Annotated in this window: 19 protein-coding genes; 11 read left to right on the top strand and 8 right to left on the bottom strand. The window is 57.5% G+C overall.

Features of this window, described 5'->3' with window-relative positions:
* Nucleotides 1-142 precede the first annotated feature (142 nt).
* Nucleotides 143-655 (top strand): outer membrane protein OmpX, encoded by a 513-nt coding sequence (gene ompX, locus ACUW6V_RS05805; RefSeq protein ID WP_004388453.1) that lies wholly within the window; start codon nucleotides 143-145, stop codon nucleotides 653-655.
* Nucleotides 656-734: 79 nt separating this feature from the next.
* Here ompX and ACUW6V_RS05810 read toward each other — a convergent pair whose 3' ends face one another.
* Together ACUW6V_RS05810 and mntS are read right to left on the bottom strand one after the other, a co-directional pair.
* Nucleotides 735-2,318 carry a phosphoethanolamine transferase gene (locus ACUW6V_RS05810; protein WP_454038117.1) on the bottom strand — a complete coding sequence of 528 codons (1,584 nt, stop codon included), beginning with the start codon at nucleotides 2,316-2,318 and terminating at the stop codon, nucleotides 735-737.
* Between the two features lie 292 nt (nucleotides 2,319-2,610).
* Complete coding sequence (gene mntS, locus ACUW6V_RS05815; RefSeq protein ID WP_097649007.1) at nucleotides 2,611-2,745, bottom strand: manganase accumulation protein MntS; 135 nt, start codon at nucleotides 2,743-2,745, stop codon at nucleotides 2,611-2,613.
* A 183-nt stretch (nucleotides 2,746-2,928) separates the two neighbouring features.
* Between mntS and mntR the strand changes: the two genes are divergently transcribed.
* From mntR to ACUW6V_RS05840, 5 genes are all read left to right on the top strand, one after another.
* On the top strand, nucleotides 2,929-3,396 hold the full coding sequence (gene mntR, locus ACUW6V_RS05820) for a manganese-binding transcriptional regulator MntR (RefSeq protein WP_004388452.1): 468 nt from the start codon (nucleotides 2,929-2,931) through the stop codon (nucleotides 3,394-3,396).
* 2 nt (nucleotides 3,397-3,398) lie between these two features.
* Nucleotides 3,399-4,517, top strand: coding sequence for an anion transporter (locus ACUW6V_RS05825; RefSeq protein ID WP_454038118.1), 1,119 nt, complete (start codon nucleotides 3,399-3,401; stop codon nucleotides 4,515-4,517).
* Between the two features lie 100 nt (nucleotides 4,518-4,617).
* A complete protein-coding gene (locus ACUW6V_RS05830) occupies nucleotides 4,618-5,775 on the top strand; it encodes an HlyD family secretion protein (protein ID WP_104672459.1) in 1,158 nt (385 codons plus the stop codon).
* Complete coding sequence (locus tag ACUW6V_RS05835; protein ID WP_054624837.1) at nucleotides 5,772-7,343, top strand: DHA2 family efflux MFS transporter permease subunit; 1,572 nt, start codon at nucleotides 5,772-5,774, stop codon at nucleotides 7,341-7,343. Before ACUW6V_RS05830 ends, ACUW6V_RS05835 begins: the two co-directional genes overlap by 4 nt.
* Nucleotide 7,344: 1 nt before the next feature.
* Nucleotides 7,345-8,886 (top strand): efflux transporter outer membrane subunit, encoded by a 1,542-nt coding sequence (locus ACUW6V_RS05840; RefSeq protein WP_063264866.1) that lies wholly within the window; start codon nucleotides 7,345-7,347, stop codon nucleotides 8,884-8,886.
* Between the two features lie 72 nt (nucleotides 8,887-8,958).
* Here the strand turns inward: ACUW6V_RS05840 and ldtB are convergent, their stop codons facing one another.
* Nucleotides 8,959-9,879 (bottom strand): L,D-transpeptidase, encoded by a 921-nt coding sequence (gene ldtB, locus ACUW6V_RS05845; protein ID WP_004388448.1) that lies wholly within the window; start codon nucleotides 9,877-9,879, stop codon nucleotides 8,959-8,961.
* A gap of 219 nt (nucleotides 9,880-10,098) precedes the next feature.
* Between ldtB and ACUW6V_RS05850 the strand changes: the two genes are divergently transcribed.
* A complete protein-coding gene (locus ACUW6V_RS05850) occupies nucleotides 10,099-11,691 on the top strand; it encodes an ABC-F family ATPase (RefSeq protein WP_454038119.1) in 1,593 nt (530 codons plus the stop codon).
* A gap of 81 nt (nucleotides 11,692-11,772) precedes the next feature.
* Here ACUW6V_RS05850 and ACUW6V_RS05855 read toward each other — a convergent pair whose 3' ends face one another.
* From ACUW6V_RS05855 to ACUW6V_RS05865, 3 genes are all read right to left on the bottom strand, one after another.
* Nucleotides 11,773-13,917 carry a two-partner secretion domain-containing protein gene (locus ACUW6V_RS05855; protein WP_454038120.1) on the bottom strand — a complete coding sequence of 715 codons (2,145 nt, stop codon included), beginning with the start codon at nucleotides 13,915-13,917 and terminating at the stop codon, nucleotides 11,773-11,775.
* A gap of 749 nt (nucleotides 13,918-14,666) precedes the next feature.
* A complete protein-coding gene (locus ACUW6V_RS05860; RefSeq protein WP_454038121.1) occupies nucleotides 14,667-17,030 on the bottom strand; it encodes a TIM-barrel domain-containing protein in 2,364 nt (787 codons plus the stop codon).
* A gap of 10 nt (nucleotides 17,031-17,040) precedes the next feature.
* Nucleotides 17,041-18,351 (bottom strand): MFS transporter, encoded by a 1,311-nt coding sequence (locus ACUW6V_RS05865; protein WP_454038122.1) that lies wholly within the window; start codon nucleotides 18,349-18,351, stop codon nucleotides 17,041-17,043.
* A 305-nt stretch (nucleotides 18,352-18,656) separates the two neighbouring features.
* On the opposite strand from ACUW6V_RS05865, the gene ACUW6V_RS05870 reads away from it, so the two are divergent.
* Nucleotides 18,657-19,727, top strand: coding sequence for a LacI family DNA-binding transcriptional regulator (locus ACUW6V_RS05870; RefSeq protein ID WP_104658717.1), 1,071 nt, complete (start codon nucleotides 18,657-18,659; stop codon nucleotides 19,725-19,727).
* Here ACUW6V_RS05870 and moeB read toward each other — a convergent pair.
* Both moeB and moeA read right to left on the bottom strand, forming a co-directional pair.
* On the bottom strand, nucleotides 19,724-20,482 hold the full coding sequence (gene moeB / locus ACUW6V_RS05875; RefSeq protein WP_454038123.1) for a molybdopterin-synthase adenylyltransferase MoeB: 759 nt from the start codon (nucleotides 20,480-20,482) through the stop codon (nucleotides 19,724-19,726). The genes ACUW6V_RS05870 and moeB overlap by 4 nt on opposite strands.
* 1 nt (nucleotide 20,483) lies before the next feature.
* Complete coding sequence (moeA, locus tag ACUW6V_RS05880; RefSeq protein WP_054624842.1) at nucleotides 20,484-21,713, bottom strand: molybdopterin molybdotransferase MoeA; 1,230 nt, start codon at nucleotides 21,711-21,713, stop codon at nucleotides 20,484-20,486.
* Between the two features lie 235 nt (nucleotides 21,714-21,948).
* Here moeA and gsiA point away from each other — a divergent pair, with 235 nt between their 5' ends.
* The 3 genes from gsiA to gsiC all read left to right on the top strand — a co-directional run bounded on the left by gsiA (nucleotide 21,949) and on the right by gsiC (nucleotide 26,698).
* Nucleotides 21,949-23,823: a glutathione ABC transporter ATP-binding protein GsiA gene (gene gsiA / locus ACUW6V_RS05885; RefSeq protein WP_454038124.1), complete on the top strand. Its 1,875-nt coding sequence runs from the start codon at nucleotides 21,949-21,951 to the stop codon at nucleotides 23,821-23,823.
* Between the two features lie 29 nt (nucleotides 23,824-23,852).
* Nucleotides 23,853-25,391, top strand: a complete 1,539-nt coding sequence (gene gsiB, locus ACUW6V_RS05890) for a glutathione ABC transporter substrate-binding protein GsiB (RefSeq protein ID WP_004388439.1) — start codon at nucleotides 23,853-23,855, stop codon at nucleotides 25,389-25,391.
* A gap of 386 nt (nucleotides 25,392-25,777) precedes the next feature.
* Complete coding sequence (gene gsiC / locus ACUW6V_RS05895) at nucleotides 25,778-26,698, top strand: glutathione ABC transporter permease GsiC (protein ID WP_012125260.1); 921 nt, start codon at nucleotides 25,778-25,780, stop codon at nucleotides 26,696-26,698.
* The last annotated feature ends 1 nt before the right edge of the window (nucleotide 26,699 follow it).

The following is a 26,699-nucleotide window of genomic DNA, read 5'->3' on the forward strand; positions in this document are numbered from 1 at the left end:
GTGTTTTTAGCAGGATAGACGCGGGCGGAAACGTTCTGTTACAGGAAAGAGCGCATTAGACAACGCGAACAACAAAGAGTTTCCTGCTGGGTTTTGATATATTTAAATCTTAGGACTTACTTGAAGCACATTTGAGGTGGTTATGAAAAAAATTGCATGTCTTTCAGCACTGGCTTGTGTTCTGGCCGTTTCCGCAGGTTCTGCTGTTGCTGGCACCGCTACCGTTACCGGTGGCTACGCGCAGAGCGACGCTCAGGGCGTGATGAACAAAATGAACGGTTTCAACCTGAAATACCGTTATGAGTTCGACGACAGCAACCCGCTGGGCGTGATCGGTTCTTTCACCTACACCGAAAAAGACCGCACTGAAGATGGCGTATATGGTAAAAACCAGTACTACGGCATCACCGCGGGTCCGGCTTACCGTATCAATGACTGGGCAAGCATCTACGGCGTAGTGGGTGTTGGTTACGATAAAGCACAGGCTACCAACGGCACTGATAAAGCAGACACCAGCGACTACGGCTTCTCCTATGGCGCAGGTCTGCAGTTCAACCCGGTTCAGGACGTAGCTCTGGACTTCTCCTACGAGCAGAGCCGTGTGCGTAACACCGACATCGGCACCTGGATCGCAGGCGTGGGTTACCGCTTCTAATCACTTCGGTGATGAAAAAATCCGCCCACGGGCGGATTTTTTTTATCTGCGCATCATGCAGCGCATCGCATTTGCCGTATTAACGGGGACGCGCGTCAAACAGATCCGTACCGAGGTGATCATAGCTCACCTTGTTAAGTTTAAAATTAGTGACAAACACCGGCCCCGCCTTTTGCCCGGAAATAAATTTATATTTCGGCGCAATCTCTTTCACTTTGATTCCCGTCCACTGAACAAAAAAGCTCAGGAAATCATTGGCTGAACGCCGCGCTTTGATAATGCGGTGGGCTTTGTCATCGCTCGACAACACCATAAACGGCACCTGGAAATTCTGCTGAAATTTATCGTCATGCGCCAGGTACTGCACCGCCTTGCCGCGCTCTTTGATGGCAAGCCCGTGATCGGAAAAGTAGACCATTGAGAAGCTCTGCCCGCTGTTTTGCAACTGCTGGTAAAGCTGGCTTAACAGATCGTCGGTCTGGCGAATGCTGTAAAGATAGCAGGAGGTCTCTTTCGACTGCACAAACTCGTCATATTTGCCCTGGGTGCGGTCGCAGGCCTGTGGGTGTGAGCCCATCAGGTGCAGCACGATAAGCTGGGGCTGCGGGCGTTGCGTTGCCAGCACCTGAGCCGTCATCTTCAGCAGCGCTTCATCGCGCGTGTTTTTATCCGCCTCGAAATCGCCGCTTTTTAAGAAATGCACTTCATCGGCGCGCTTAGCGATGCTGGCGATGGCGGTGTCATATTCGCCAATCTGCCCCTGGTTGGAGAACCACCAGGTCTGAAAACCGGCGCGGTTAGCGAGCGTGACGAAGTTATCCTGATACTGCGGTTTATTATCGACGACGCGGTTAAGCGTCAGCCCCAGTGATTTCTGCGTTGACCCGCTGGCGGCGATGTAATCGGTAAAAAGGTAGCCATTGACGTGGCTTGCAAACGGGCTGTTATCCCACTGGCCGCCAAAGGCGCCTACCGCGTCGCGTCGCACGCTCTCGCCTATCACCACCACATAGGTGTGATATTTCGGTGCGACCGCCAGCACATTCCAGGAGTCTTTCATTCTGGAGAGGGCCTCCATGCGTTGCTGCTCCTCCAGCACTTCGCGGTTATTGACCACCACATCTTTCACAAAGCGAAACACCGGATAGCCGCTGTCTTTCAGCGCGAAAACGCCGCCGTAAAGCTGGTTTTGCACTGGCGTAACGAAAAAACTCACCACGCTGACCGCAAGGCAGAGACTGTCGAACGGCTGCCAGCGCGAGGGTGCCTGCGGCGTGCGGCGCACCGCGATTATGCCGAGCGTAAAAATAAACAGCGACACCAGATAGCTGTACCACGGGAAAATCGTCAACAGCTCCGTCGACTCTTCCATATTCGTGGCGTGCAGGGCCAGCAGCGTATTGAAGTTCGGCGCGCCGTAGGTCTGCCCGAAAGGGAAATAGAGCCCGGCCACCAGAGAGCAGACGGCTAAAAGGCCTTTCTGCGCGCGTGGCGCGGTTTTCCACAGCAGCAGCAGCACGCAGCAAAACGCGATGGCGTACAGCAGGCTGAATTCATAACCCAGAGCGAAATTAATTAATAACGATTGCAGAAAATAGAAGCCAATCCACGGATCGAGAGCGATGCCGCGCGCAGCAAGAGTATTTTTTAGCGTTAGATTCATAGTACGGATTCAACGAAACGCCATGCGTAAACCCTGGCGTCAAGGGTATTCGCCCGTCAGAGTGCTGGACCAGAAGGGAGGGAGATCCGCATTCGGTATCGTCGTAAGAGCAGGGCTGCAAGAAGATAGAGCCGCACGAAAAGAATAGCAACGGGGGGAAACCAACTAGTTTGCGAGAAAGGCTGCAAATTTCGCCAAAAGAGAGGTTAAAGCCAACGTGAGGAGCGCCAGGGCTCAGGATAACGCAAAAAAATGACAAAAAAATGGCAAGCGCGTGGGAAAGGGGAGCGGGTTATTGTTGCCCGGTATCATCCTGCCCTGGCTGGGGTTTGGGATTAAACATATCGCACAGCATATTCAGCAGCCGCAGCCGCACCTGAAAGGGGGAGTGAGTAAACACGTTCAGACACCTCATTAATTCGTTCATACCACACCTCCGCGTCTCACAGTCAGTAAACATCACGACTGTTCGCATTACATACAGATATAGCACAGGCTATGTTATATAGCTATGGCTAACGCGTTAATTTTTTGTGCTCGTGAATCTGTGGTTTACAATGGCCCGCAAACAGCGTTAACCGTATCGCGCCACTGTAATGAGGAAGTATCAATGAGCCGTCGGGCAGGTAAGCAGAGCAGCATGAAAGTGACGCAGCTGGTCAATGTCGAAGAACATGTGGAAGGCTTTCGCCAGGTACGTGAAGCCCACCGCCGCGAACTTATCGACGATTACGTCGAGCTGATTTCCGATCTCATTCGGGAGGTGGGCGAAGCGCGTCAGGTAGATATGGCGGCGCGTCTTGGTGTTTCGCAACCGACCGTTGCGAAAATGCTCAAGCGTCTTGCCTCTGTAGGGCTGATTGAGCAGATCCCGTGGCGCGGCGTGTTTCTGACGCCGGAAGGCGAAACGCTGGCGCAGCAGAGCCGTGAACGACATCAAATCGTCGAGAACTTCCTGCTGGCACTCGGCGTTAACCCGGATACTGCACGTCGCGACGCCGAAGGAATGGAGCACCATGTCAGCGAAGAGACGCTTGAGGTCTTTCGTCGTTTCAGCCAGCAAAACGGGTTCGAATAATCATGTTACTTCGCCTCGCGCGTTCTTTTCTGCATGACCGGTTTTTCCAGCTTTTATTAATTACCGGCGTGATCCTCTCCCTTTTTGTGCCTTTCGCGCCGCGCGAGTGGCCGCAGGCCGTCGACTGGCGCACCATCATTACCCTTGCCGGGCTGATGATGCTGACCAAAGGCGTTGAACTGAGCGGCTATTTCGACGTGCTGGGCCGCCGTCTGGTGCGGCGCTTTTCGACAGAGCGCAGCCTGGCGCTCTTTCTGGTCTGCGCCGCCGCACTGCTCTCCACTTTTTTAACTAATGACGTGGCGCTGTTTATCGTGGTGCCGCTGACGCTGACGCTGAAAAAACTCTGCGCCATTCCGGTTAACCGCCTCATTATTTTTGAAGCGCTGGCCGTGAATGCCGGTTCGCTGCTGACGCCCATCGGCAACCCGCAAAATATTCTCTTATGGGGCCGCTCCGGCCTCGCGTTTGGTGAATTTATTCTGCACATGGCGCCGCTTGCGCTGGCGCTGATGGCGAGCCTGCTGCTGCTCTGCTGGTTTTGCTTTCCGGGTAAGGCGCTGCATTATCAGTCGCACGATAAACAGCACGAGTGGCAGCCGCGCCTGGTCTGGAGCTGCCTTGCGTTCTACATCGTGTTTTTAACCGCGCTGGAGCTGAATATCGCCCTGTGGGGGCTGGCGCTGGTGGCGGTGGGGTTCCTGCTGGTGGCGCGCCGGGTGCTTATCAGCATTGACTGGAGCCTGCTGCTGGTCTTCGTGGCGATGTTTATCGATGTGCATCTGCTGACCAAACTGCCTGCGCTTACGTCCAGTTTGCATCATGTTTCGCAACTGCCGCCCGCAGGCCTGTATGCGCTGGGCATCGGCCTGTCGCAGTTTATCAGCAACGTGCCCGCGACCATTTTGCTGCTCAACTATGTACCGCCGACGACGCTGCTCGCCTGGGCGGTCAACGTCGGTGGATTCGGGCTCCTGCCAGGCTCGCTCGCGAACCTGATTGCGCTGCGTATGGCGGCTGACCGCCGCATCTGGTGGCGCTTTCATCTCTACTCGCTGCCGCTCTTACTGTGGTCGGCGCTGGTGGGGTATGCACTGCTGTGGGGACTGTTTCTCAGATAATGCTAATTTGTCAGTTTTTCCTGGCAAATGTATAGACTGCTCCTAAGTTTAGTAAACGGTATTTTGTGATGGTGTTAACTTACAGGACTGTTGCTGAACTATGGCGGAAAATCACAATAACAACGCTGACGAAGAGAAACGTCAGGATCAACAAGACGATAACAGCAAAACTGAGGATGGCGGTAAGGACAAGGGGAAAGGCGACGGTGAAAACCGCAAGCGCCCCGGTAAAAAGCCGCTGATTATTCTCGGTATTGTTGTTGTCATTATGGTTATCGGGGCTATCATCTGGTGGTTTATGACCCGAAACCTTGAAACCACCGACGATGCCTTTATCGAAGGCGATGCCGTGACCGTCGCGCCGAAAGTGGCGGGGTATGTCACGGAACTGCGCGTGAAAGATAACCAGCGGGTGAAAAAAGGCGATCTGCTGGTGGTCATCGACCCGCGCGACGCCACCGCACAGCGCGATCAGGCACAGGCGCAGCTGTCGCTTGCCGAGTCGCAGCTCCATCAGGCGCAGGCGCAACTGGCGCTCGCCAAAGTGCAGTACCCGGCCCAGCGCGATCAGGCCAAAGCGCAGGTGCTGCGCGCCCAGGCGGAGCTTGCCAACGCCCGCGCCGAATATCAGCGCCAGCGCGGTGTTGACCCGCGCGCCACTTCGAAACAAAACATCGACGCTGCCAACGCCCAACTGCGCAGCGCCGAAGCGGGCCTTGCTAACGCGCAGGCGCAGCTGGAAGTGGCCGAGCAGGTGCAACTGCAAATTCGTCAGCAGGAAACCAATGTCGAAGCGCGCCAGAGCCAGGTGGAACAGGCCCGGGCGCAGTTGCAAACGGCCGAGCTGAATCTCTCTTATACCGAAGTGCGCGCGCCGTTCGACGGCTATGTCACGAAGCGTAATGTCCAGAATGGTACGCTGGTGCAGGCAGGCAGCGCGCTCTTTTCGATTGTCTCGCCGGATATCTGGGTGGTGGCGAACTTTAAAGAGTCGCAGCTTGAGCGGATGCGGCCGGGTAATAAAGTCGAGATCTCCGTAGATGCGTTCCCCGACCTGGAACTTGAGGGCCATGTCGAGAGCATTCAGCAGGGCAGCGGCTCGCGCTTCTCGGCGTTCCCGGCGGAAAACGCCACCGGCAACTTTGTGAAAATCGTTCAGCGCGTGCCGGTGAAAATCGTTATCGACAAAGGACTTGAGAACTGGAACCAGCCGCTGCCGCTGGGGCTGTCCGTCGAGCCTGAGGTGACGGTGGAATGAGCGAGCAGGCCCACAGCGGCTGGCGTCCGGCCAGCAACCCCTGGTCCGTCGCGATTGTCGTGACGATCGCGGTGTTCATGGAAATTCTCGACACCACTATCGTTAACGTGGCGCTGCCGCATATCGCCGGGTCGCTGTCGTCGAGCTATTCCGAATCGACGTGGGTCCTGACCTCGTATCTGGTGGCGAATGGCATCGTGCTGCCGCTGTCGGCGTTTTTCAGCCGGCTGTTCGGGCGCAAACAGTTTTTCCTGATTTGCATTGTGATGTTTACCGTCTGCTCGTTTCTGTGCGGCATCGCCACTGAGCTCTGGCAAATTATTCTGTTTCGTATTTTGCAGGGCTTTTTCGGCGGCGGCCTCCAGCCGACGCAGCAGTCGGTGCTGCTCGATTACTTCAAGCCGGAAGATCGCGGTAAGGCGTTCGGGCTTTCTTCCATTGCGATTATCGTCGCGCCTGTTCTCGGCCCGACGCTCGGCGGCTGGATAACCGATAACTACTCCTGGCGCTGGGTCTTTTTCATCAATATCCCGGTCGGCATCGTCTGCGTGCTGGCGGTCTATCAATTGCTGGAAGATCCGCCGTGGGAGAAAAAGTCTGAAGAGAAAATCCCCGTCGACTGGACGGGCATCGGGCTGATTGCGCTGGGCCTCGGCTGCCTGCAGGTGATGCTCGATCGCGGCGAAGACGAAGACTGGTTCGCGTCCGATTTTATCCGCACCTTCGCGGTGCTGACGCTTATCGGGATTGTCGGCGCGATTTACTGGCTCATCTATACCCGCCGTCCGGTGGTGGATCTGCACTGCGTGCGGGATAAAAACTTCGCCGTTTCCAGCGTGCTGATGGCGGGCATGGCGCTGATCCTCTACGGCAGCTCGGTGGTTATTCCGCAGCTGGCGCAGCAGGATCTCGGCTACACCGCCACCTGGTCGGGGCTGATACTCTCGCCCGGCGCGGTGCTGATTGTCTTTACCATCCCGATTGTGCTGAAGCTGATGCCGCTGGTGCAGACCCGCTGGATAATCGCGTTCGGCTTCCTGTGCCTTGGCGTGTCATTTTTCTGGTCACGCAATCTGGTGCCGAACGTCGATTTCGAAACGCTGATGCTGATGCGCAGCGCGCAGTCGATCGGGCTAGGCTTTTTGTTTGTGCCGCTTACCACGATTGCGTTTATCACCATTCCACAGAAGCTTAACGCCGACGCGGCGGCGCTGTTTACGATGTTCCGAAACGTCGCAGGCTCGATAGGGATTTCGCTCTCCACCGCCGCGATTACCGAACGTTCGCAGGTGCAGAGCGCCCATCTGAGCGCGCACATGACGCCTTTTGACGAACAGTTCCAGCAGGCGATACGCAGCGGCGCCGAGGCGGTGCGCAATTTCACCGCACAACTGGGCGACCCGACCGGCATCGCCACCGGGCAGCTTTATAAAACCATGATTGCCCAGTCGCGCATTCTCGCGTATGTCGACGTGTTCACCATGCTGAGCGTGGTGGCGATCCTGTTGATTCCGTTTTGTTTATTGCTTTCGCCCATCAAGAGCGAAGGCTCCGCAGGAGCACATTAATATGTCCGGGAGAGTGACCTTCCCCTTATCACTGACGGCGCTGGCGCTGCTGCTGGCAGGCTGCGCGGTTGGCCCTGATTACCAACGGCCGGAGCCCGTAACGCCAGGCGCTTTCGGCGAAACCGCCCGGCAGAACGCGCCGGATGTGGCCTCAAAGGCGCGCAGCACCGCGCCGGACCCGCGCTGGTGGCGCACGTTTAAATCGCCGCAGCTCGACAGCCTGATTGAGCGCGCCATCGCCGGTAATTTATCGCTACAGCAAACGGTGCTGCGTATCGCCGGGGCCCGTGAACAGATAAACCAGGCGGGCGGCGCGTTTTTCCCGGCGGTCAACGGCAACGTGCGCGCCACGCGCCAGCAGCTTGGTCTGGAAGGCGAGCTGAAATCGCATGACGTCTATGGCCAGCTTGATGCGGTCGATCCGCAAATCAGTTCCGCGCTCGGGCCGCTGACGCAGCCGATTAACCTCTATCAGGGTAGCTTTGACGCGCAGTGGGAAATTGACCTGTGGGGCAAAGTGCGCCGTCAGGTAGAGGCCGCAGACGCGCAGCAGAAGGCGGCGATTGAGCAGCGCAACGACGCGCTGGTTTCGCTGGAAGCCGAAGTGGCGCGCGCCTGGCTGCAACTGCGCGGCGCGCAGAGCATTCTCGCCACCATGAATCAGCAGATCGCCTCAGCGCAGCAGACGCTGGAGCTGACCGAAAGCCGCCAACAAAGCGGGCTGTCGCCGCAGCTGGATGTGGAAAACGCCCGCGCCCAGCTTGGTTCGCTCCAGGCGCAACTGCCGCAGTATCAGGCGCAGGAGCGTCAGGCGATGAACGGGCTGGCGGTGCTGCTTGGCAAACCGCCGGGCGCGCTTGATGCAGAATTGCAGGCCGCGCAGCCGTTACCACCGCTGCCGGAAATCGTGCCGGTGGGCATTCCCTCAACGCTCGCGCGCCGTCGCCCGGACGTGCGTGAAGCCGAAGCACGGCTCCACGCCGCGACCGCGCAAATCGGGGTGTCTGTGGCGCAGCTCTTCCCGAGCCTGTCGCTCTCGGGCCAGTTCGGGATGCGTAACAGCGAAACCAGTTACCTCACCGACTGGAGCAGCCACTTTTACAGCTTCGGCCCGCAGGTTTCGATTCCCATCTTCCAGGGCGGGCGACTGGTCTCCAGCGTGAAACTTGCCCGCGCGGAGCAGGGCGCGGCGGCGTTGCAGTATCGCCAGACGGTGCTGACGGCGTTAAGCGATGTGGAAAACGCGCTGGTGAGCTACCGCACCGATCAACAGCGCGAGGCCGGGCTTGAGAAAACCCTGGAGGCGTTGCAAACCTCGTTCGATCTGGCGAGCGACAGCTACCGTAAAGGCATCGCCACGTTTATCGACGTGCTCGACGCCCAGCGCCAGCTGGCACAGGCCGAGCAGCAGCGCGCGCAGGCGCGGGTGCAAAGCAGTCTCGATCTGGTCGCGCTCTACAAAGCGCTCGGCGGCGGCTGGGAGCCTTATCAGAACGTGCGTCTGCCGGACTACGACGTGTTTGGCCCCGCGCCGCGCGGCTAAGGGCTTTCACCATCAATAAAAAACCCCGCGGGCAGCGATGCGCGCGGGGTTTTTTTATCGCCTTGCGGCAGATTAGTTCAGACGGACCGGCATACCGGAACGGTTCTGTACCGCCTGTTCAACGACGTTCTGATCGACATCGCTCTGGCTGGTGACGGTGGTCACCGCTTTGGTCAGCGTAATCGGCACCAGTTCGTTGTTGTTGATCTGATCTTCGCTGGTGGAAAGCGGGTTATGCACCTCGATGTAACGGCTGCCATCCGGCTCGGTGGTCGCTTTCACCGGCTCGTTGACAAACTGTACGCGGGTGCCGACCGGCACGTTCTCAAACAGGAATTTAATGTCTTCGTTACGCAGACGTACGCAGCCGTGGCTCACGCGAAGGCCGATACCGAAGTTGGCATTGGTACCGTGGATAGCGTACAGGCGACCGATGTAGAGCGCGTAGAGGCCCATCGGGTTATCCGGGCCAGCCGGTACCACCGGCGGCAGCGGTTCGCCCGCGGCCGCGTATTCCGCATGCATCTTGGCGGTTGGCGTCCAGGTCGGGTTCGCGCGCTTGCGCTCCACTTTGGTCACCCAGTTGATCGGGGTGTCTTTACCGAGCTGACCGATACCAATCGGCAGCACGATAACGGTGTTGGTGCCTTTCGGGTAGTAATACAGACGCATTTCGGCGCTGTTAATCACAATCCCTTCATGCGGCGTATCCGGCAGGATCAGCTGCTGAGGAATGTTCAGAATGGTGCCGCCTTTCGGCAGATACGGGTCAACGCCCGGGTTGGCTTCCAGCATGTTGGAAAGCCCCATCTGATACTGAGCGGCGAAATCCTCCAGCGGCAGCGTATTGCCATCCGGGATCGTCACTACCTGGTTTTCACCCACCAGACGGCTACCGTCGGTCGGCAGAGGATAAGTCACCGCAGAGGCGGATTTACAAAACCCGACGACTGCGAAGGCTGCCACTAAAAGCGTGCGTAATTTCATCTTCATGTTATGCAAATATCGTTGCCAGACCGGCCGTTAGAGTGAACGAAACAATACAGGGAGCGCATTATATGTGCATTCTCCGTAGCAGGGAATTGAGTTGTGTGCTTATTCACATTTTTTTCCCATTCCTGAGTCAGTGTAGTCAGTCCATTGACGGGGGAAATAAATTCGGAGTTATGGCATAATGCGTTGTTTATCACACATCTTACCCAGGAATTACGCGTGTTAGTTACCAGCAACGTCACCATGCAGTTCGGCAGTAAGCCGCTGTTTGAAAACATTTCCGTCAAGTTTGGCGGCGGCAACCGTTACGGTCTGATTGGCGCCAACGGGAGCGGCAAGTCCACTTTCATGAAAATCCTCGGCGGCGATTTACAGCCGAGCGCGGGCAACGTTTCGCTCGACCCTAACGAACGCATCGGTAAGCTGCGTCAGGATCAGTTCGCGTTTGAACAATATACCGTGCTGGACACCGTAATCATGGGGCACAGCGAACTGTGGGAAGTGAAGCAGGAGCGCGATCGCATCTACAGTCTGCCGGAGATGAGCGAAGAGGACGGCTATAAAGTGGCCGATCTCGAAGTGAAATATGGCGAAATGGACGGCTACAGCGCGGAATCCCGCGCCGGTGAGCTGTTGCTGGGCGTCGGTATTCCGCTGGAGCAGCACTACGGCCTGATGAGCGAAGTCGCTCCTGGCTGGAAGCTGCGTGTGCTGCTGGCGCAGGCGCTGTTCTCTAACCCGGATATCCTGCTGCTCGACGAACCGACGAACAACCTGGACATCGACACCATTCGCTGGCTGGAGCAGACGCTGAACGATCGCGACAGCACCATGATTATCATTTCGCACGACCGTCACTTCCTGAACATGGTCTGCACCCACATGGCGGATCTCGATTACGGCGAGCTGCGCGTTTATCCGGGCAACTACGACGAATACATGACCGCGGCGACCCAGGCGCGCGAGCGTCTGCTGGCGGACAACGCCAAGAAAAAAGCCCAGATTGCGGACCTGCAGTCGTTTGTGAGCCGCTTTAGCGCCAACGCCTCGAAATCCCGTCAGGCGACGTCCCGTGCCCGCCAGATTGATAAAATCAAACTGGAAGAGGTGAAAGCCTCCAGCCGTCAGAACCCGTTTATCCGCTTCGAGCAGGACAAGAAACTGTTCCGCAACGCGCTGGAAGTGGAAGCCATGACCAAAGGCTTCGATAACGGCCCGCTGTTTAAAAACGTCGGCCTGTTGCTGGAAGTGGGCGAGAAGCTGGCTATCCTCGGCGCCAACGGTGTGGGTAAATCCACCATGCTGAAAACGCTGGTGGGCGAACTGCAACCGGATAACGGCACCGTGAAATGGTCCGAGAACGCGCAGATTGGCTACTACGCGCAGGATCACGAATATGAGTTCGACAATGATCTCACCGTTTTCGACTGGATGAGCCAGTGGAAGCAGGAAGGTGATGACGAACAGGCGGTACGCAGCATTCTTGGACGTCTGCTGTTCAGCCAGGACGAAATCAAAAAGCCCGCCAAAGTGCTCTCCGGTGGTGAAAAGGGCCGTATGCTGTTCGGCAAGCTGATGATGCAAAAGCCGAATATTCTGGTGATGGATGAACCGACCAACCACCTGGATATGGAATCGATCGAATCGCTGAACGCCGCGCTGGAAATGTATCAGGGCACGCTGATTTTCGTCTCCCACGACCGTGAATTCGTCAGCTCTCTTGCGACCCGCGTGATTGAAATTACCCCGGAACGCGTGGTGGATTTCTCCGGCGGTTACGAAGATTATCTGCGCAGCAAAGGCATCGAATAACGATTCGCCGCATTAAAACAATAACGGGTAGTCAGATGACTACCCGTTTTTTTCGTCAGGTTTCAGAATTGCAATAGTCGATTAATAATCGTGCAGATCGTAATACCCTTCGATGCGGCCATGATTCACAAAGCGATCGGTAAAGATCTCATTATCGTCGCTGGAGATTTTAGCACCGCTATGGTTCGTGACTTTATGTGAGCGCAGCGTGATCGTGTCGTAGGAATAGAGCGAACCTTCGTTATCCAGCGTATTCACCGCCTCAATCGACAGTCCGTTGCGACCGTTGATATAACCGTGGTTTTCATTCTCAAACGATTTTGCCGCATAAATTGCGATTTTATCGCCGGTAGAGATGCTGCCTTTGTTGGAGAATGTGCTGCTATTAAGGTTAATCGCCCCGGTCGCTTTGATGGTGCCGTCGTTTGAGAAATTGTCGGCAGCATTGATGTTAATATTTCCTGCTTTCGATTCCACAGAGCCGTGGTTATTGACATAGAAATCGTCATCCGCGTTAACCGTAATATCGCCGGTTGCCGCAATATGACCGTTACCGACATCAAACGTATCGCCTTGCAGATAGATCTTATTACCTTTCACTGTCCCTTTGTCATTATTGAAATATCCGCTGCTGACCGTGACAGTGTTACCGGCGATAGTCCCTCCCTCGGTAAATAAACCTGCGCTGTTATCAATCTTGTCGGCAACAATATCCAGCTGTCTGGCGCTAAAAATGCTACCGGCGGTATTGGATAATGTTTTGGTATCCAGCGTCATATTCCCGATGGCCGCAAGAGTGCCCTGTTCGTTATCCAGCGAATGGGACGCATAGGCATCCAGCGCGCCTTGCGCATAGATTTTGCCGCGGTTGTGAATGTCATGAGTCTGAAGCCGTGTGTCGGTTCCACTGCTGATAAGCCCGTCTTTTTCGTTTTCCAGCGTATCGCTCACAATCGTCAGCGCCTGCTGCGCCTGAATCAGATCCTGGTTATTGAGTTTTCCTGCGGAAATAGACACCGTATTGGCGCTTATTTCGCCGCGGTTATTCAGCGTTCCGGCGCTTATCGTGAGGTCATCATTGCCTGTGATACAGCTGCCGTTGGTAATATCACCCGCAGCGATGTTGATACTGCCGCTCGCAATAATACCCCTGCCGTTATTATCCAGCGTATTGCCGTGCGTGTTAATATTAATGTCTTTAGCAGTAATCAGGCCGTTGTTGTTGTTATCAAGCTTGCTGCTGGCGATGGCGAGATTACGTTCGGCCTGAAGGCGGCCATTATCGTTATCGACATCATGCTGGTTGGTATCGATCAGCAAATCGGTATTCGCAGAAATAATATTGTTGTTTTCGAGCTTACCGTCTACTGAAATAGAAATGTCCTGCGCCGCAGTAGAGATAATGCCGTTGTTGCGTACCCCCACGCCGTTTTCCGTACCAATAAGCTGAATCTTATTGGCATACATCCCCCCAAGACTGGACACATCCAGTGCCAGGGATGGCTCGTCGCTAAAGAGATCCGGCAGGATTTTCTTCGTATTCAGCGTTTTATAATTAACTTTATTGGTGCCGGTGACGATACGCAGTTCGCGCGCCGTCAACTGTGCGTTAATAACCGCGGAGCGGGAGATGAGATCGGTGTAGTCCGTTCCACGATCGTCCATCCCTTTGCCGGTAATCACGATTTTGCCATCAGTGACCTTAAAGTTGCTGACTTTGCCGGCGGTCATGTCAACGGTGCCGGTGACCAGCGTTGAGCGACTGGTATTAATGAAACCGCAGCCGTCACAGGTAATACCCGACGGGTTGGCGATAATGACCGCCGCTTTTTTTCCTGCGACTTCCACCATGCCGTTTAACTGGCTGGGGCTGGATGACGCCACTTCGTTTAAAATGACGCTGGCGCTACCGTGTGACATATTCGCGTTGCCGTTGACGTTACCCGCAAGCGTCGTGTTACTGCTGCCGGCACCGTTATTGAGCACCACACCCGCGCTGTTAACGTCGAACTGTTTGTAGTAGTTATGGGAAACGCCGCCACTGGAAGGGGCGCTCACATCAACGATCGTCGCACCATTACCCGCAACATTGACCGTGGTATCAGACGATTTTTGTTGATCGACCACAATGGCGGCATTCGCGTAAGTCACCATTCCGAGCGCCATCCAGGTGCCCAGGCAAAGTGCGCTGATGCGATATTGTGGCGACGATACAGACATTTTCATAAATAATCCTTCATTTAACAGAAAATAAAATAGCCTGCCGCCTTAATTGCAGGCAGACCGGTTTTTCTCTCACTGAGAAACAGGAAAAAACACTATGGCGCGCTGGTTATTCCGCGCAAAAATAAGCAGTAATGAATTTAGCCGGGGATATTCCTCCACGCTCCATGTGGGTGATTAAAACGCGCTTGCGTAATAACGATAATGTAAATGCAGCCTTTCGCTTTATTTTTTTAATCATGGCGTCATGGGTAAAAAGTAAAAGGCCGCTGCAAGTTCCAAAAAAAGTACCAGAAAAGCACTGGCGGTGACGGTAACAAAGAGATTTTATCAAGTCAGATGGTTAATACCGATGGGTAGGGGGCAGTTAAATGTTTTTACTTATCAATCAATGACTCATTGAAAGTTATCAGATAAATGAATAATTTTTGAAAAGGATATCAATAATATTTTATTGATTTTTATAAATATAATGAAGTTTTAGCTCGTTCAGTGAAGCGCGAAGAAAAGTCTGGTTCCGGATGATGTATCGTCGTGAATAATCACCGGGATTAATAACAAAAATAAAATGTGACGCACCGACACACTTTTTCGTCGTCATTATGTTTTTGGATATTTATGCCGAATGAATTAATTTATTATGCAGTCATTAATAATGGAATTAACATGACGGCGCGCGTTATTCAAAAAAACAAAAAAAACGCCGCAGCAACATAGCGGCGGCGTAAGGATAACAGCGGTGTATGGACGTATTAGCGCGTCCAGCGCTGCCCGGGTTGACCGTTTATATAGAGTGTACGGCGTTCATTTTCAGGCAGCGTCACGTCAATGGCCTGCCACGCAGGCTGGTAATCGCCGGTTGTCGAGAACGTCAGGTGAATAGCGTCGGCGCTGCATTGCATCTGCCAGTTCACCCACAGCGCGTTCCCCTCGCGATAGCCCCAGCTTTCGCCGTCATCCTCAAACAACAGGCCCGCACTTTGGCCGCTGCCCGGCAACGGGTAGAGCTTCAGCTCGCGCGCGTCGTCGCGCTGCGCATCCACATGACGCAGGCGCGCGCTAAGCGGCAGGCCGCTGCCTGCGCGCACCAGCAACGGCAGACGTTCCAGCGGCGCGTCCAGCGTCACCCACTGACCGCCGGCATACCACTGGCCGGTGTGGAAATCGTACCAGCCGTGGTCATTCGCAGGCAGCCAGAGCGTGCGGTTGCGCGCGTCTGGCTCCACCACGCTCGCTACCAGCACGTCGCGCCCCAGCATAAACTCGTCGCATTCGCGGAAGGTCTGCGGGTCGTGTTCGTGGTCGAGGAACGTCGGGCGCAGCATCGGCTCGTCATCGGCATGCGCCTGCCACAGCAGCGTGTAAAAATAAGGCAGCAGACGGTAGCGCAGTTCAATGGCGCTGCGAATAGCGGGCGTTACCGCCGGGTACATCCACGGCTCGTTAACGGTATGATCGTCATTCCACGAGTGAATCGTAAAGCGCGGATGCATCACGCCGTTCTGTACCCAGCGCACGAAGAGTTCCGCGTCCGGTTTATCGCCGGCGAAACCGCCGACATCGTGGCCGACGTTGTAGAGCCCTGACAGGCTCATGCCAAGCCCCATGCGAATGTTGTAGCGCAGCGTCTGCCAGCTGGTGCGGTTATCGCCGCTCCAGGTCTGTACGTAGCGCTGCATCCCGGCGCAGCCGGAGCGTGAAATCAGGTACGGGCGTTTCTCTGGTGCGAAAGCCTGCTGGGCTTCCATCGAGGCGCGCATCATCAGGAGCGGCATCACCGGACGGATATGTTTAATGGCTACCGGCTCGCCGAAGCCGTGGCAGCGCGCTTCGCCATCCCAGACTTCATATTCGTTATTGTCATTCCAGGTGGAGTCGATGCCCATCTCCAGCAGCTGGGTAGTGACGCCGTTCTGCCACCAGGCGATGGTCGCCGGGTTAGTGAAATCGAGATGTGAGCCTTCGTCATCCCAGAAGCTGGAGCGCTCCGGCGCGTCGGTTTCGGAATCGCGGATAAACAGCCCCTGCTGTGTGACCTCCTGATAGCGCGGGTGATCCTGCAACAGACAGGGCTTGATGTTGGCGGCAAGCTTCAGCCCGGCGTCATGGAACGCGGCGCTCATCGCTTTTGGCTGCGGCACTTTGTCGTAGTTCCAGTTAAAGACATAGCGCTTGTTATTGATGGAGGTGTAACCCGACGAGAGCTGGAAGGAGTCGCACGGGATCGCGTGTTCTTCACACAGGCGAATAAAATTCATCAACTGGTTCTGCGCATCCGGCGCGTCGGTGTAATGCATCGTTGAGCCGCTGTAGCCGAGGCTCCATTTCGGGCCGAACAGCGTTTTACCGGTCAGGCGCACAAAGGCTTTGGTGACATCCAGCACACGCGGGCCGACGAACAGGTAGTAATCGATATCGCCCGCCTCGGCCTGCCAGCGGCGGTAGGGGAGGTGATAGTTGTCTATCTCATTACCGAGATCGAGCCAGCAACTGCTCAGGTTGTCGTAAAACAGGCCAAAACTCACCTGCGCGCGGCGGGTAATGGTAAACGGAATATGTTTATACAGCGGATCGGTGCTGGCGGCGTTATAGCCCATCGCGTCCAGATTACGCATTTCAAAGCGGCGGCCGGTGCGCTCTAGGTCGCCCGCTTTTTCGCCCAGCCCGTAGTAGTGGTCATCTTTCTGGCGGCGCTGATAGTGCGCCACGCCGTCGCCATGCGCGTTGATAAGATAAGCGCTGGTGGGGCGGTCGCTGGTGAGAAACTGCCACTGGCCGCTGTCGTCACGGTAGTGCCACTCCAGCCACAGCGGCTGATGCACCGTTACACGCAGTTTATCGCTGCTAATAACGAGGTGCTCCGGCGTTTCGTCAAGCGTAAAACCGGGCAGGCTGAAGCCGTCGAGACTGTCGCGCGGGCGGCCTTCCCACGGCGTGTCATCGGAAGGTGCAATGCTCCACGTGCGGTTAAGCGCATACTCACCGCGGCTTTTCACCGCCACGCGGAACAGGCCCGGCTCCAGCACCCACAGGCAGAGCGTACGGGCATCATCGACGGTCAATTCGACGTGGTGGTCGTCAGAATGGGTGAATCTCCAGTGTTTGAGGGTTTTCATCAACATCTCCCTATAAAGCGCGCTTGTTGCGGCGCTCGGCAATAAAGGCAACCAGGAACACAGCGCCAATCAGGTCAAAGAATCCCATGGCGACAAACAGCGGGTTGAAGCCGATTTTGTCGGCGGTCACCCCGATAATCAGTGAGAACAGGAAACTCGCGATCCAGGCGCAGGAACCGCGCATCCCGTTCACCGTGGCCATCTGGCCGCGATCGAACGATTCCACCACCAGCGCGCTCAGCATGCAGGAGATAATCTGATGCCCGAAGCCGCCGATGGAGATAAGAATGATGGTGATGTACGGGTCTTTGGTGAGTGTGACAATCGCGAGCGACACCATGAGAAACGCGCCGGTCACTGAGCTTGCGACTACGGAATTAATCTGCGTGCAACCGAAGACGCGCACATACAGTTTCGTGAGATAGCCGCTCGCGACAGAGCCTAAATCGGCGGCGAGAAACGGCAGCCAGGCGAACATGGCAATCTGCTTGAGATCCATGCCGTGCTCTTTGGCCAGATACAGCGGCACCCAGAAGCTCATCACCGCCCAGGCGGGTTCGGCCATAAACGCCGGGATCGCGATGCCGTAAAAGCGTTTGTTTTTGGCGACGGTTTTCAGCGCGGTGAAGAAGGGCAGGCGCACCGGCGGCGGCTCGTTATCCTGGCGGATGAACGCCAGCTCTTCCTGGCTCAGGCGCGGATGTTTTTCCGGGTTGTGGTAAAAGAGCCACCACAGCGCGACCCAGACCAGCGCCAGCACGCCGGTAAAGAGAAACGCGCCCTGCCAGCCGAAGGAGATATGCGCGAAGTAAATAATTGGCGGCGCGAGCATCGCGCCGATGGAAAACCCGACGCCCGCCCAGCCTGCGGCGACCGGACGCTCTTTTTTCGGGAACCATTCGCCGAGCGTCTTGGCGTTGGCTGGTGTCGCCGCCGCTTCCGCCGCGCCCATAAAGAAACGCAAAATGGCCAGATGCAGCCAGCTGCCGGCACCGGCGTGGAAAATACACATCAGCGCCCAGATGGAGGCGCAAATCAGAAAGCCAAGCTTTAAGCCAATCACGTCAATCAGCCAGCCGCACAGCGGCTGAAACAGGGTATAGGCGAGCTGGAACGCGCCGACGATATAAGAGTATTGCTCGGTGGTGATGCCCAGGCTCTCTTTCAGCTCCGGCGCAAGAATGCCGAGGGAGTTGCGGGTGATGTAGTTGACGGTTACGCCCATCAAAAACAGCACCAGCACCCACCAGCGCAGATGGCGGATGGCGCGGCGGGTTCGGGTTTTCACCGCGCCGACATCCTGATTAATGCTCTGACTCATTTATTCTTCTCCACGGTTAGCCTGACGGGTATAACAACTCGCATTCCGGGCGCGCCGGAAACCACAGCAGAGACCGCTATTTATTTGAATTAACATGCTTTTTGTAGGGTTTGTCATACACGTTTTCGATAAAAGTTGTACGACAACCTGAGAGTAGAGCAGCATCTGGAATGGTAGTAGCCTCTTTTATGCAAAAATTTTCATCATTCACAGTGATGTGTTAAAAGAAGCCCTGCTGGCACGGATATATCGTTAAAACCAGCCGTGAAAAATTTTTCATTTCACAACCGGAGATGGATCACAAAATGAGTAAAAAGCTCCAGGTGGCCCGGATCGCCGAACAAACCGGCCTGTCGCTCAGCACCGTTTCCCGCGTGCTGGCGGGCAAAGCCAATACCAGCGAAAAAGCGCGCCGCCGGGTGCGGGAGTGCGCCAAAGCGCTGGGCGTGCTGGAGGATATGGCGGCTGGCAGGCTGCTGCTGAACAGTCTGGTCGTGTTCGCGCCGCGCCGCGCGTTTGATGAGCGGTCCGACATCTTTTATTACCGCGTGATCCAGAGCATCAACAAAGCGCTGGAGCCTCACGAAGTGCGGCTGCGCTACTGTGCGCTGGAGGAAAACGACGCCGACGCCAATCTGTTTCTCGCGCGGATGAACGATCCGCAGACCGAGGCGGCGCTGCTGCTCGGCATCGACGATCCGCACATTCACGATCTGGCGTGTGACGTGGGTAAACCGTGTGTGCTGATCAACTGCCGCGATCGCAAAATGCGCCTGCCGGCGGTCGCGCCGGATCACCGGGCGATTGGCGAAAACGCGGCGCGCTATCTCTTCGAGATGGGCCATCGCGAGGTGCTGAACGTGCTGTGCCTGCGGCGCTATACGATGGAGCTGCGTCTGGCGGGCATCCGCGACGCGTGGGAGGCGCAGAATCTGGCGTTTGACGAGACGCGCCATTTGCTGACCGCACCCGATTTCAGCGCCAGGGGCAGCGAGGCGCTGATCGCGCAGTTTCTGGCGGAAACCCCCGCGGCAACGCTTCCCGGCGCGCTGCTGGTGGGCGGGGATTTTATGGCGGCAGGTGCCGTGAAAGCGTTACAAAACGCCGGGCTACGGGTGCCGCAGGACATTTCCGTAATGAGCATCGACGCCTTTAACCTGGCGGCGATTGAAGATGTGCCGCTGACGGCAGTGCATGTGCCGCGCGACGCGCTCGGCGAAGAGGCGGTGTTGATGCTGCAACAGCGGCTTATCCGCCCGCAGGCGGCGGTCGGCACGCTGCTTCTGAACGGCACGCTGGACGTGCGTGAATCGGTGCGCCGCGTCAGGCCAGGGCGGGGGAGCGCCAGCGTGCAGCGCGACGGCTTATATGATTAACGCCCGTCGCCGCAGACCTCGCAGTGCGGGTTGCGCGCCAGTTTCATCTCGCGAAACTGCGTGCGCAGCGCGTCATAGATAACCAGCTTTCCGGCGCACGGCTCGCCGTAGCGCGCCAGCACTTTGATGGCTTCCATCGCCTGCAGGGAGCCAATCACGCCCACCAGCGGAGCCATCACGCCCGCTTCCACGCAGGTCAGCGCGTTCTCGCCAAAAAGACGGCTCAGGCAGCGGTAGCACGGTGCGTCGGGCTGCCACGTAAAGACGGTGATCTGGCCCTCCATGCGGATAGCTGCGCCGGAGACCAGCGGCACCTTATGATGGAAACAGGCGGCGTTTAGCTGATTGCGCGTCGCCACGTTATCGGTGCAGTCGAGCACCAGGTCATGGCGGGCGATAAGTGCCGAGAGCGCGGCGTCATCGAGCTGTGCGTTGACCGTTTCGATAACGCAGTGCGGGTTAATGGCGGCAAGCGCCTCACGCGCCGATTCCACCTTCGGCTGACCAATGGTGGCGTCGCGGTGCAGCACCTGGCGCTGGAGATTGGAGAGCGCGACGGTATCGAAATCAAGCAGCGTCAGCCTGCCGGTGCCCGCCGCGGCCAGATAAGGCGCGGCCGCGCAGCCAAGACCGCCGAGGCCCACCACCAGCACGCTGGCAGCCTTCAGCCGTTCCTGCCCGTCAAAATCGAAATCCCGCAGGATGATTTGCCGGTTATAGCGCAGCATCTCGGCATCGCTTAACGCCTCGGTCATCTCAGCCTCCGAACAGGTGGTTAAAGAGCTCAACCTCAACCCATTCGCCCGGCTCGACGTTGCCGCGCTCGCGCTCCAGCACGATAAAGCAGTTGCCCTGGGTGAAGGAGCTGAAAATATGCGAGCCCTGATGGCCGGTGCTCACCACTTCCGGCAGGCCGTCCGCGCCGGTGCGCAGCACGCCGCGCTGGAAATCGAGCCGTCCGGGGGATTTTTTCAGCCGCGTCGCCGCCCGCACGCGCAGGCGCGGCGTGAACACCTCCTTCTGGCCGCTCAGTTTCGCAATCAGCGGGCGCACCAGTTGATAGAACGTGACGGCGGCGGAAACCGGGTTGCCCGGCAGCCCGCAGAACCAGCTACTGGCAAGGCGACCAAAGGCGAACGGTTTGCCAGGCTTGATGGCGAGTTTCCAGAAGCCGATTTCGCCAAGCTCTTCAAGCAGCGTTTTGGTGTAGTCCGCTTCGCCGACGGAAACGCCGCCGGAGCTTAACACCAGATCGGCCTCGCGGTCGGCTTCCTGAAATGCGGCGCGCAGGGCGTTCGGGTCGTCGCGGATAATGCCGAGGTTCACCACGTCACAACCGAGCGCGTCGAGCATCAGGTGTACCGCGAGACGGTTGGTGTCGTAAATCTGGCCTTCCGCGAGCGGCTGGCCGGGAAGCTGGAGCTCATCGCCGGTGGAGAAAATGGCGACGCGCGGCTTGCGCACCACGTCCACTTCCGCGATGCCCAGCGAGGCAAGGAGCGGCAGTTCGGCGGCGCTCAGTTTCTGGCCTGCTTCCATTACCACCGCGCCCTGGCGAATATCTTCGCCGCGACGGCGGATATGCTGGCCCGCGCGCACGTCAGCGGTAAAGCGCACGCCCGCGTCGCTGGTCTGCGCCTCTTCCTGCATGATGACGGCTTCACAGCCCGGCGGCACTGGCGCGCCGGTCATGATGCGGATAGCCGTGCCCGCAGGCCATTCGCCGCTAAACGGCTGGCCCGCGAACGCTTTGCCCGCCACCGGCAGCCACGCGCCGGACGCGACATCCGCGAGACGCACGGCGTAGCCATCCATCGCGGCGTTATCAAAGCCCGGTACGTCCAGCGGCGAGGTCACGGCACGCGCTGTCACCCGGCCCATGCTTTTAAGCAGCGGCAGCGTCTGCGTCTCATTCAGGGGAATGATGCGGGAGAGCATCTCCTCAAGGGCGGTTTCCAGGGACATCAGTCCGGCGGTCGGTTCCATGTTTCACTCCAGCGCGACAATCACAAAGCGCCTATTATGACAGAAAGGGCGGTAGGGATGTATGTTTCGCCCTTTACGCCGCCCGCCGGGCTTTACATCACATTTGCCTCTTTCTATATTCAAAATTCGTCTGAAAGCGCGGCGACGATAATGATATTTATAGAAAAAACGCAGCCGCCTGAGAATAATTTTGCTGAATACTTACGCGCCGAACCATCACCAGCGAGGAACCGCAGTGCCTAAAAGTGACGTTTTGCCTGAAGAACAGGTGTTATCGGTTTCCGGCCTGAGCGTGCGTTTTAAAGATGAAAGCGGCACTACCGACGCGGTGCGTCAGCTCTCGTTTAGCCTGAAACGCGGCGAAACGCTGGCGATTGTCGGGGAGTCCGGCTCGGGGAAATCGGTCACGGCGCTCTCGCTGATGCGCCTGATTGAACAGGCGGGCGGCGAAATGGAGAGCGGCCCGCTGCTGCTGCGCCGGCGCAGCGAACAGGTGATTGATCTGCGCACCTTCAGCCAGAAACAGATGCGCGACGTGCGCGGGGCTGATATGGCGATGATTTTTCAGGAGCCGATGACCTCCCTGAATCCGGTCTTTCCGGTGGGTGAGCAAATTGCCGAATCCATTCGCCTGCATCAGGGGTTCGGGCGCGAAAGAGCGATGCGCGAAGCCAAACGGATGCTCGATTTAGTGCGTATCCCGGAGTCCGAAGCGATGCTGGCGCGCTTTCCACACCAGCTTTCCGGCGGGATGCGCCAGCGCGTGATGATCGCGATGGCGCTCTCGTGCCGCCCGGCGGTGCTTATTGCCGACGAACCGACCACGGCGCTGGACGTCACCATTCAGGCGCAAATCCTGCAGCTTATCCGCGTCTTGCAGCAGGAGATGTCGATGGGCGTGATTTTTATCACCCATGATATGGGCGTGGTCGCCAATATGGCCGACCGGGTACTGGTGATGTATCAGGGCGAGGCGGTGGAATCCGGCAGCGTCGAGGAGATTTTTCGCCGCCCGGCGCACCCGTATACCCGCTCTCTGCTGGCCGCCGTGCCGCGCCTGGGGGCGATGAACGGCACCGATTTGCCGCGTAAATTCCCGTTTAATCACGCGCCGCGGTGTGACATGGACCCGCCCGACGCCGAGCAGGATACCGTGGTGCCGGACAGCGAGCCGATTCTTCAGGTGCGCGATCTCGTGACGCGCTTTCCGGTGCGCAGCGGCATCTTTAACCGCGTGAAGCGCGAAGTGCATGCCGTAGAGAAAGTGAGTTTTGACCTCTGGCCCGGCGAAACGCTGTCGCTGGTGGGCGAATCGGGCTGCGGTAAATCGACCACCGGGCGCTCGCTGCTGCGGCTCGTGGAGACGCAGGGCGGCTCGATTACCTTTGGCGGCAGGCGCATCGATACGCTCTCCGACAGCGCGATGCAAGCGGTGCGCCGCGATATGCAGTTTATCTTTCAGGACCCTTACGCCTCGCTCGATCCGCGCCTGACAGTGGGTTATTCGATTATGGAGCCGCTGCTGGTGCACCGGCTGCTCGACGGCGAGGCGGCGCGCAAGCGCGTGGCGTGGCTGCTGGAGCGCGTGGGGCTGAAGCCCGAGCACGCCTGGCGTTACCCGCATGAGTTCTCTGGCGGGCAGCGTCAGCGTATCTGCATCGCGCGCGCGCTGGCGCTCAACCCGAAAGTGGTGATCGCCGATGAGTCTGTCTCCGCGCTCGATGTCTCAATTCGTGCGCAAATCATTAATTTATTGCTCGATTTGCAGCGCGATTTCGGCATTTCGTTTCTGTTTATTTCGCATGATATGGCGGTGGTGGAGCGCATCAGCCATCGCGTGGCGGTGATGTATCTCGGACAGATTGTCGAGATAGGCCCGCGCCGCGCGGTGTTTGAAAACCCGCAACATCCTTACACCCGCAAGCTGATGGCGGCAGTACCGGTGGCTGACCCTGGTCATCCGCGCCGTCAGCCTGTGCTGCTTTCCGATGAAATTCCAAGCGCCACGCGCCCGAAAGGCGACGCGCCGTTTGTCGCGCCGCTGGTGCAGGTGGGGCAGGGGCATTATGTGGCGCGTCACCCCGTCGGGGCGACGGACCACCACTTTTAATTTTCAGGTACGGCTTTCAGGAGAAGACGATGACACAACGAATCGCACGCCGCTGGCTTGCCGCGGCAGGGCTGGCTTCTGCGCTGGCCGCCGCGCCCGCCTTTGCGCAGAAAGAGATTGTCGTGGCCGTGGGTTCAAGTTTCACCACGCTCGATCCGTATGACGCCAACGACACGCTCTCCCAGCAGGTCGCCAAATCGTTCTATCAGGGGCTGTTTGGCCTCGATAAATCGATGAAAGTGCAGAATGTGCTGGCGGAAAACTACAGCGTGTCGGATGACGGGCTGGTCTATACCATCAAGCTGCGCAGCGGCGTGAAGTTCCAGGACGGCACCGATTTCAACGCCGCGGCGGTAAAGGTGAACCTCGATCGCGCCAGCAATCCGGATAACCACCTGAAGCGTTATAACCTGTATAAAAACATCGCCAGCACCGAGGCGGTAGACCCGACCACCGTCAAAATCACCCTGAAACAGCCGTTCTCGGCGTTTATCAATATTCTGGCGCACCCGGCGACCGCGATGATCTCCCCGGCGGCGCTGGAGAAATATGGCAAAGAGATCGGTTTTCATCCGGTCGGCACCGGGCCATATGAACTGGTGACCTGGAACCCGACCGATTTTGTGAAGGTGAAGAAAAACGCCCACTACTGGCAGCCGGGGCTGCCGAAGCTTGACGCCATCACCTGGCGCCCGGTGGTGGATAACAATACGCGCGCCTCGATGCTGCAAACCGGCGAAGCGCAGTTCGCGTTCCCGATCCCTTACGAACAGGCCGCCCTGCTTGAGAAAAACAGCAAGCTGGATCTGGTGGCGACGCCGTCAATCATGCAGCGCTATATCAGCATGAACGTGACCCAGAAGCCGTTCGATAACCCGAAAGTGCGTGAGGCGATCAATTACGCCATCAACCGTCAGGCGCTGGTGAAAGTGGCATTTGCGGGTTACGCGACGCCCGCCACCGGCGTGGTGCCGCCGACGATTGAGTTCGCGCAACAGTATCAGCCGTGGCCGTACAACCCGGCCAAAGCGCGTGAGTTGCTGAAAGAAGCGGGCTACCCGAACGGCTTTAGCACCACGCTCTGGTCGTCGCATAACCATAGCACCGCCCAGAAGGTGTTGCAGTTTACGCAGCAACAGCTGGCGCAGGTGGGCATTAAGGCAAAAGTGACGGCGATGGACGCAGGCCAGCGCGCCTCGGAAGTGGAAGGCAAAGGGCAGAAAGAGAGCGGCGTGCGGATGTTCTACACCGGCTGGTCGGCATCGACCGGCGAAGCCGACTGGGCGCTGTCACCGCTTTTCGCCTCGCAGAACTGGCCGCCGACGCTGTTTAACACGGCGTTTTACAGCAACCCGGCGGTGGATAAAGATCTCGCCGACGCGTTGAAAACCACCGATAAAACCCGCAAGGCTGCGCTGTATAAAGCCGCGCAGGATACGCTGTGGAAGGAGTCGCCCTGGGTGCCGCTGGTGGTGGAAAAACTGGTCTCGGCGCACAGCAAATCGCTGACCGGGTTTTACATGATGCCGGATACGGGCTTTAGTTTTGAGGACGCGGATCTGAAATAACCGTCGCCGGAAGGTGGGTGCGAGCGTAAATGGCCGGAAGGTGGGTGCGCTACGCTTACCCACCCTACCTTTTATGCGCCCAACCGTGGTAGGGCGGGTAAGCGAAGCGCACCCGCCAGCCAGGGTTAGCGATGTAAACCGTAGGGCAGGTAAGCGAAGCGCACCCGCCAGCCAGGGTTAGCGATGTAAACCGTAGGGCGGGTAAGCGAAGCGCACCCGCCAGCCAGGGTTAGCGATGTAAACCGTAGGGCGGGTAAGCGAAGCGCACCCGCCAGCCCAGGGTTTGCGATGTAAATCGTAGGGCGGGTAAGCGAAGCGCACCCGCCAGTGGCACAATACCAATCCCATACAAGAAGACGCGTTCATGAAGGAAAACAGGGTTTCGCATGTTTAGCTACATCATAAAACGCCTGCTGGGGCTCATCCCGACGCTGCTCATCGTGGCGGTGCTGGTGTTTTTGTTCGTTCATCTGCTGCCGGGCGATCCGGCGCGCCTCGTCGCCGGGCCGGAGGCCGACGCTCAGGTCATTGGTATGGTGCGCCACCAGCTCGGCCTTGATCAGCCGCTCTGGCAGCAGTTCTGGCACTACATCAGCAACGTGGTGCGCGGCGATTTCGGCATCTCGCTGGTCTCGCGCCGTCCGGTCTCAGAAGAGATTGCCAGCCGCTTTATGCCGACTTTCTGGCTGACGCTTGCCAGCATGAGCTGGGCGATGGTCTTCGGGCTCGCCGCCGGGATTATCGCGGCGGTCTGGCGCAACCGCTGGCCAGACCGTCTGAGCATGACGCTTGCGGTCTCCGGCATTTCGTTCCCTGCGTTTGCCCTCGGTATGCTGCTGATGCATATCTTTTCGGTGCAGCTCGGGTGGCTGCCCACCGTGGGCGCCGACAGCTGGCGGCACTATATTCTGCCGTCGCTGACGCTTGGCGCGGCCGTGGCGGCGGTTATGGCGCGCTTTACCCGCGCCTCTTTTGTGGATGTGCTGGGCGAAGACTATATGCGCACCGCCCGCGCCAAAGGGGTGAGCGAGAAGTGGGTTATCCTGAAACATGGCCTGCGCAACGCCATGATCCCGGTTGTCACTATGATGGGCTTACAGTTCGGCTTTCTGCTGGGCGGTTCAATTGTGGTGGAGAAAGTCTTTAACTGGCCGGGGCTTGGGCGTCTGCTGGTCGATTCCGTAGAGATGCGCGACTATCCGGTCATTCAGGCCGAAGTGCTGCTGTTCTCGCTCGAATTTATTCTTATCAACTTAGTGGTGGATGTGCTCTACGCCGCCATTAACCCGGCTATCAGGTACAAGTAAG

This window comes from Cronobacter sp. 153480017-3 (assembly GCF_053627815.1).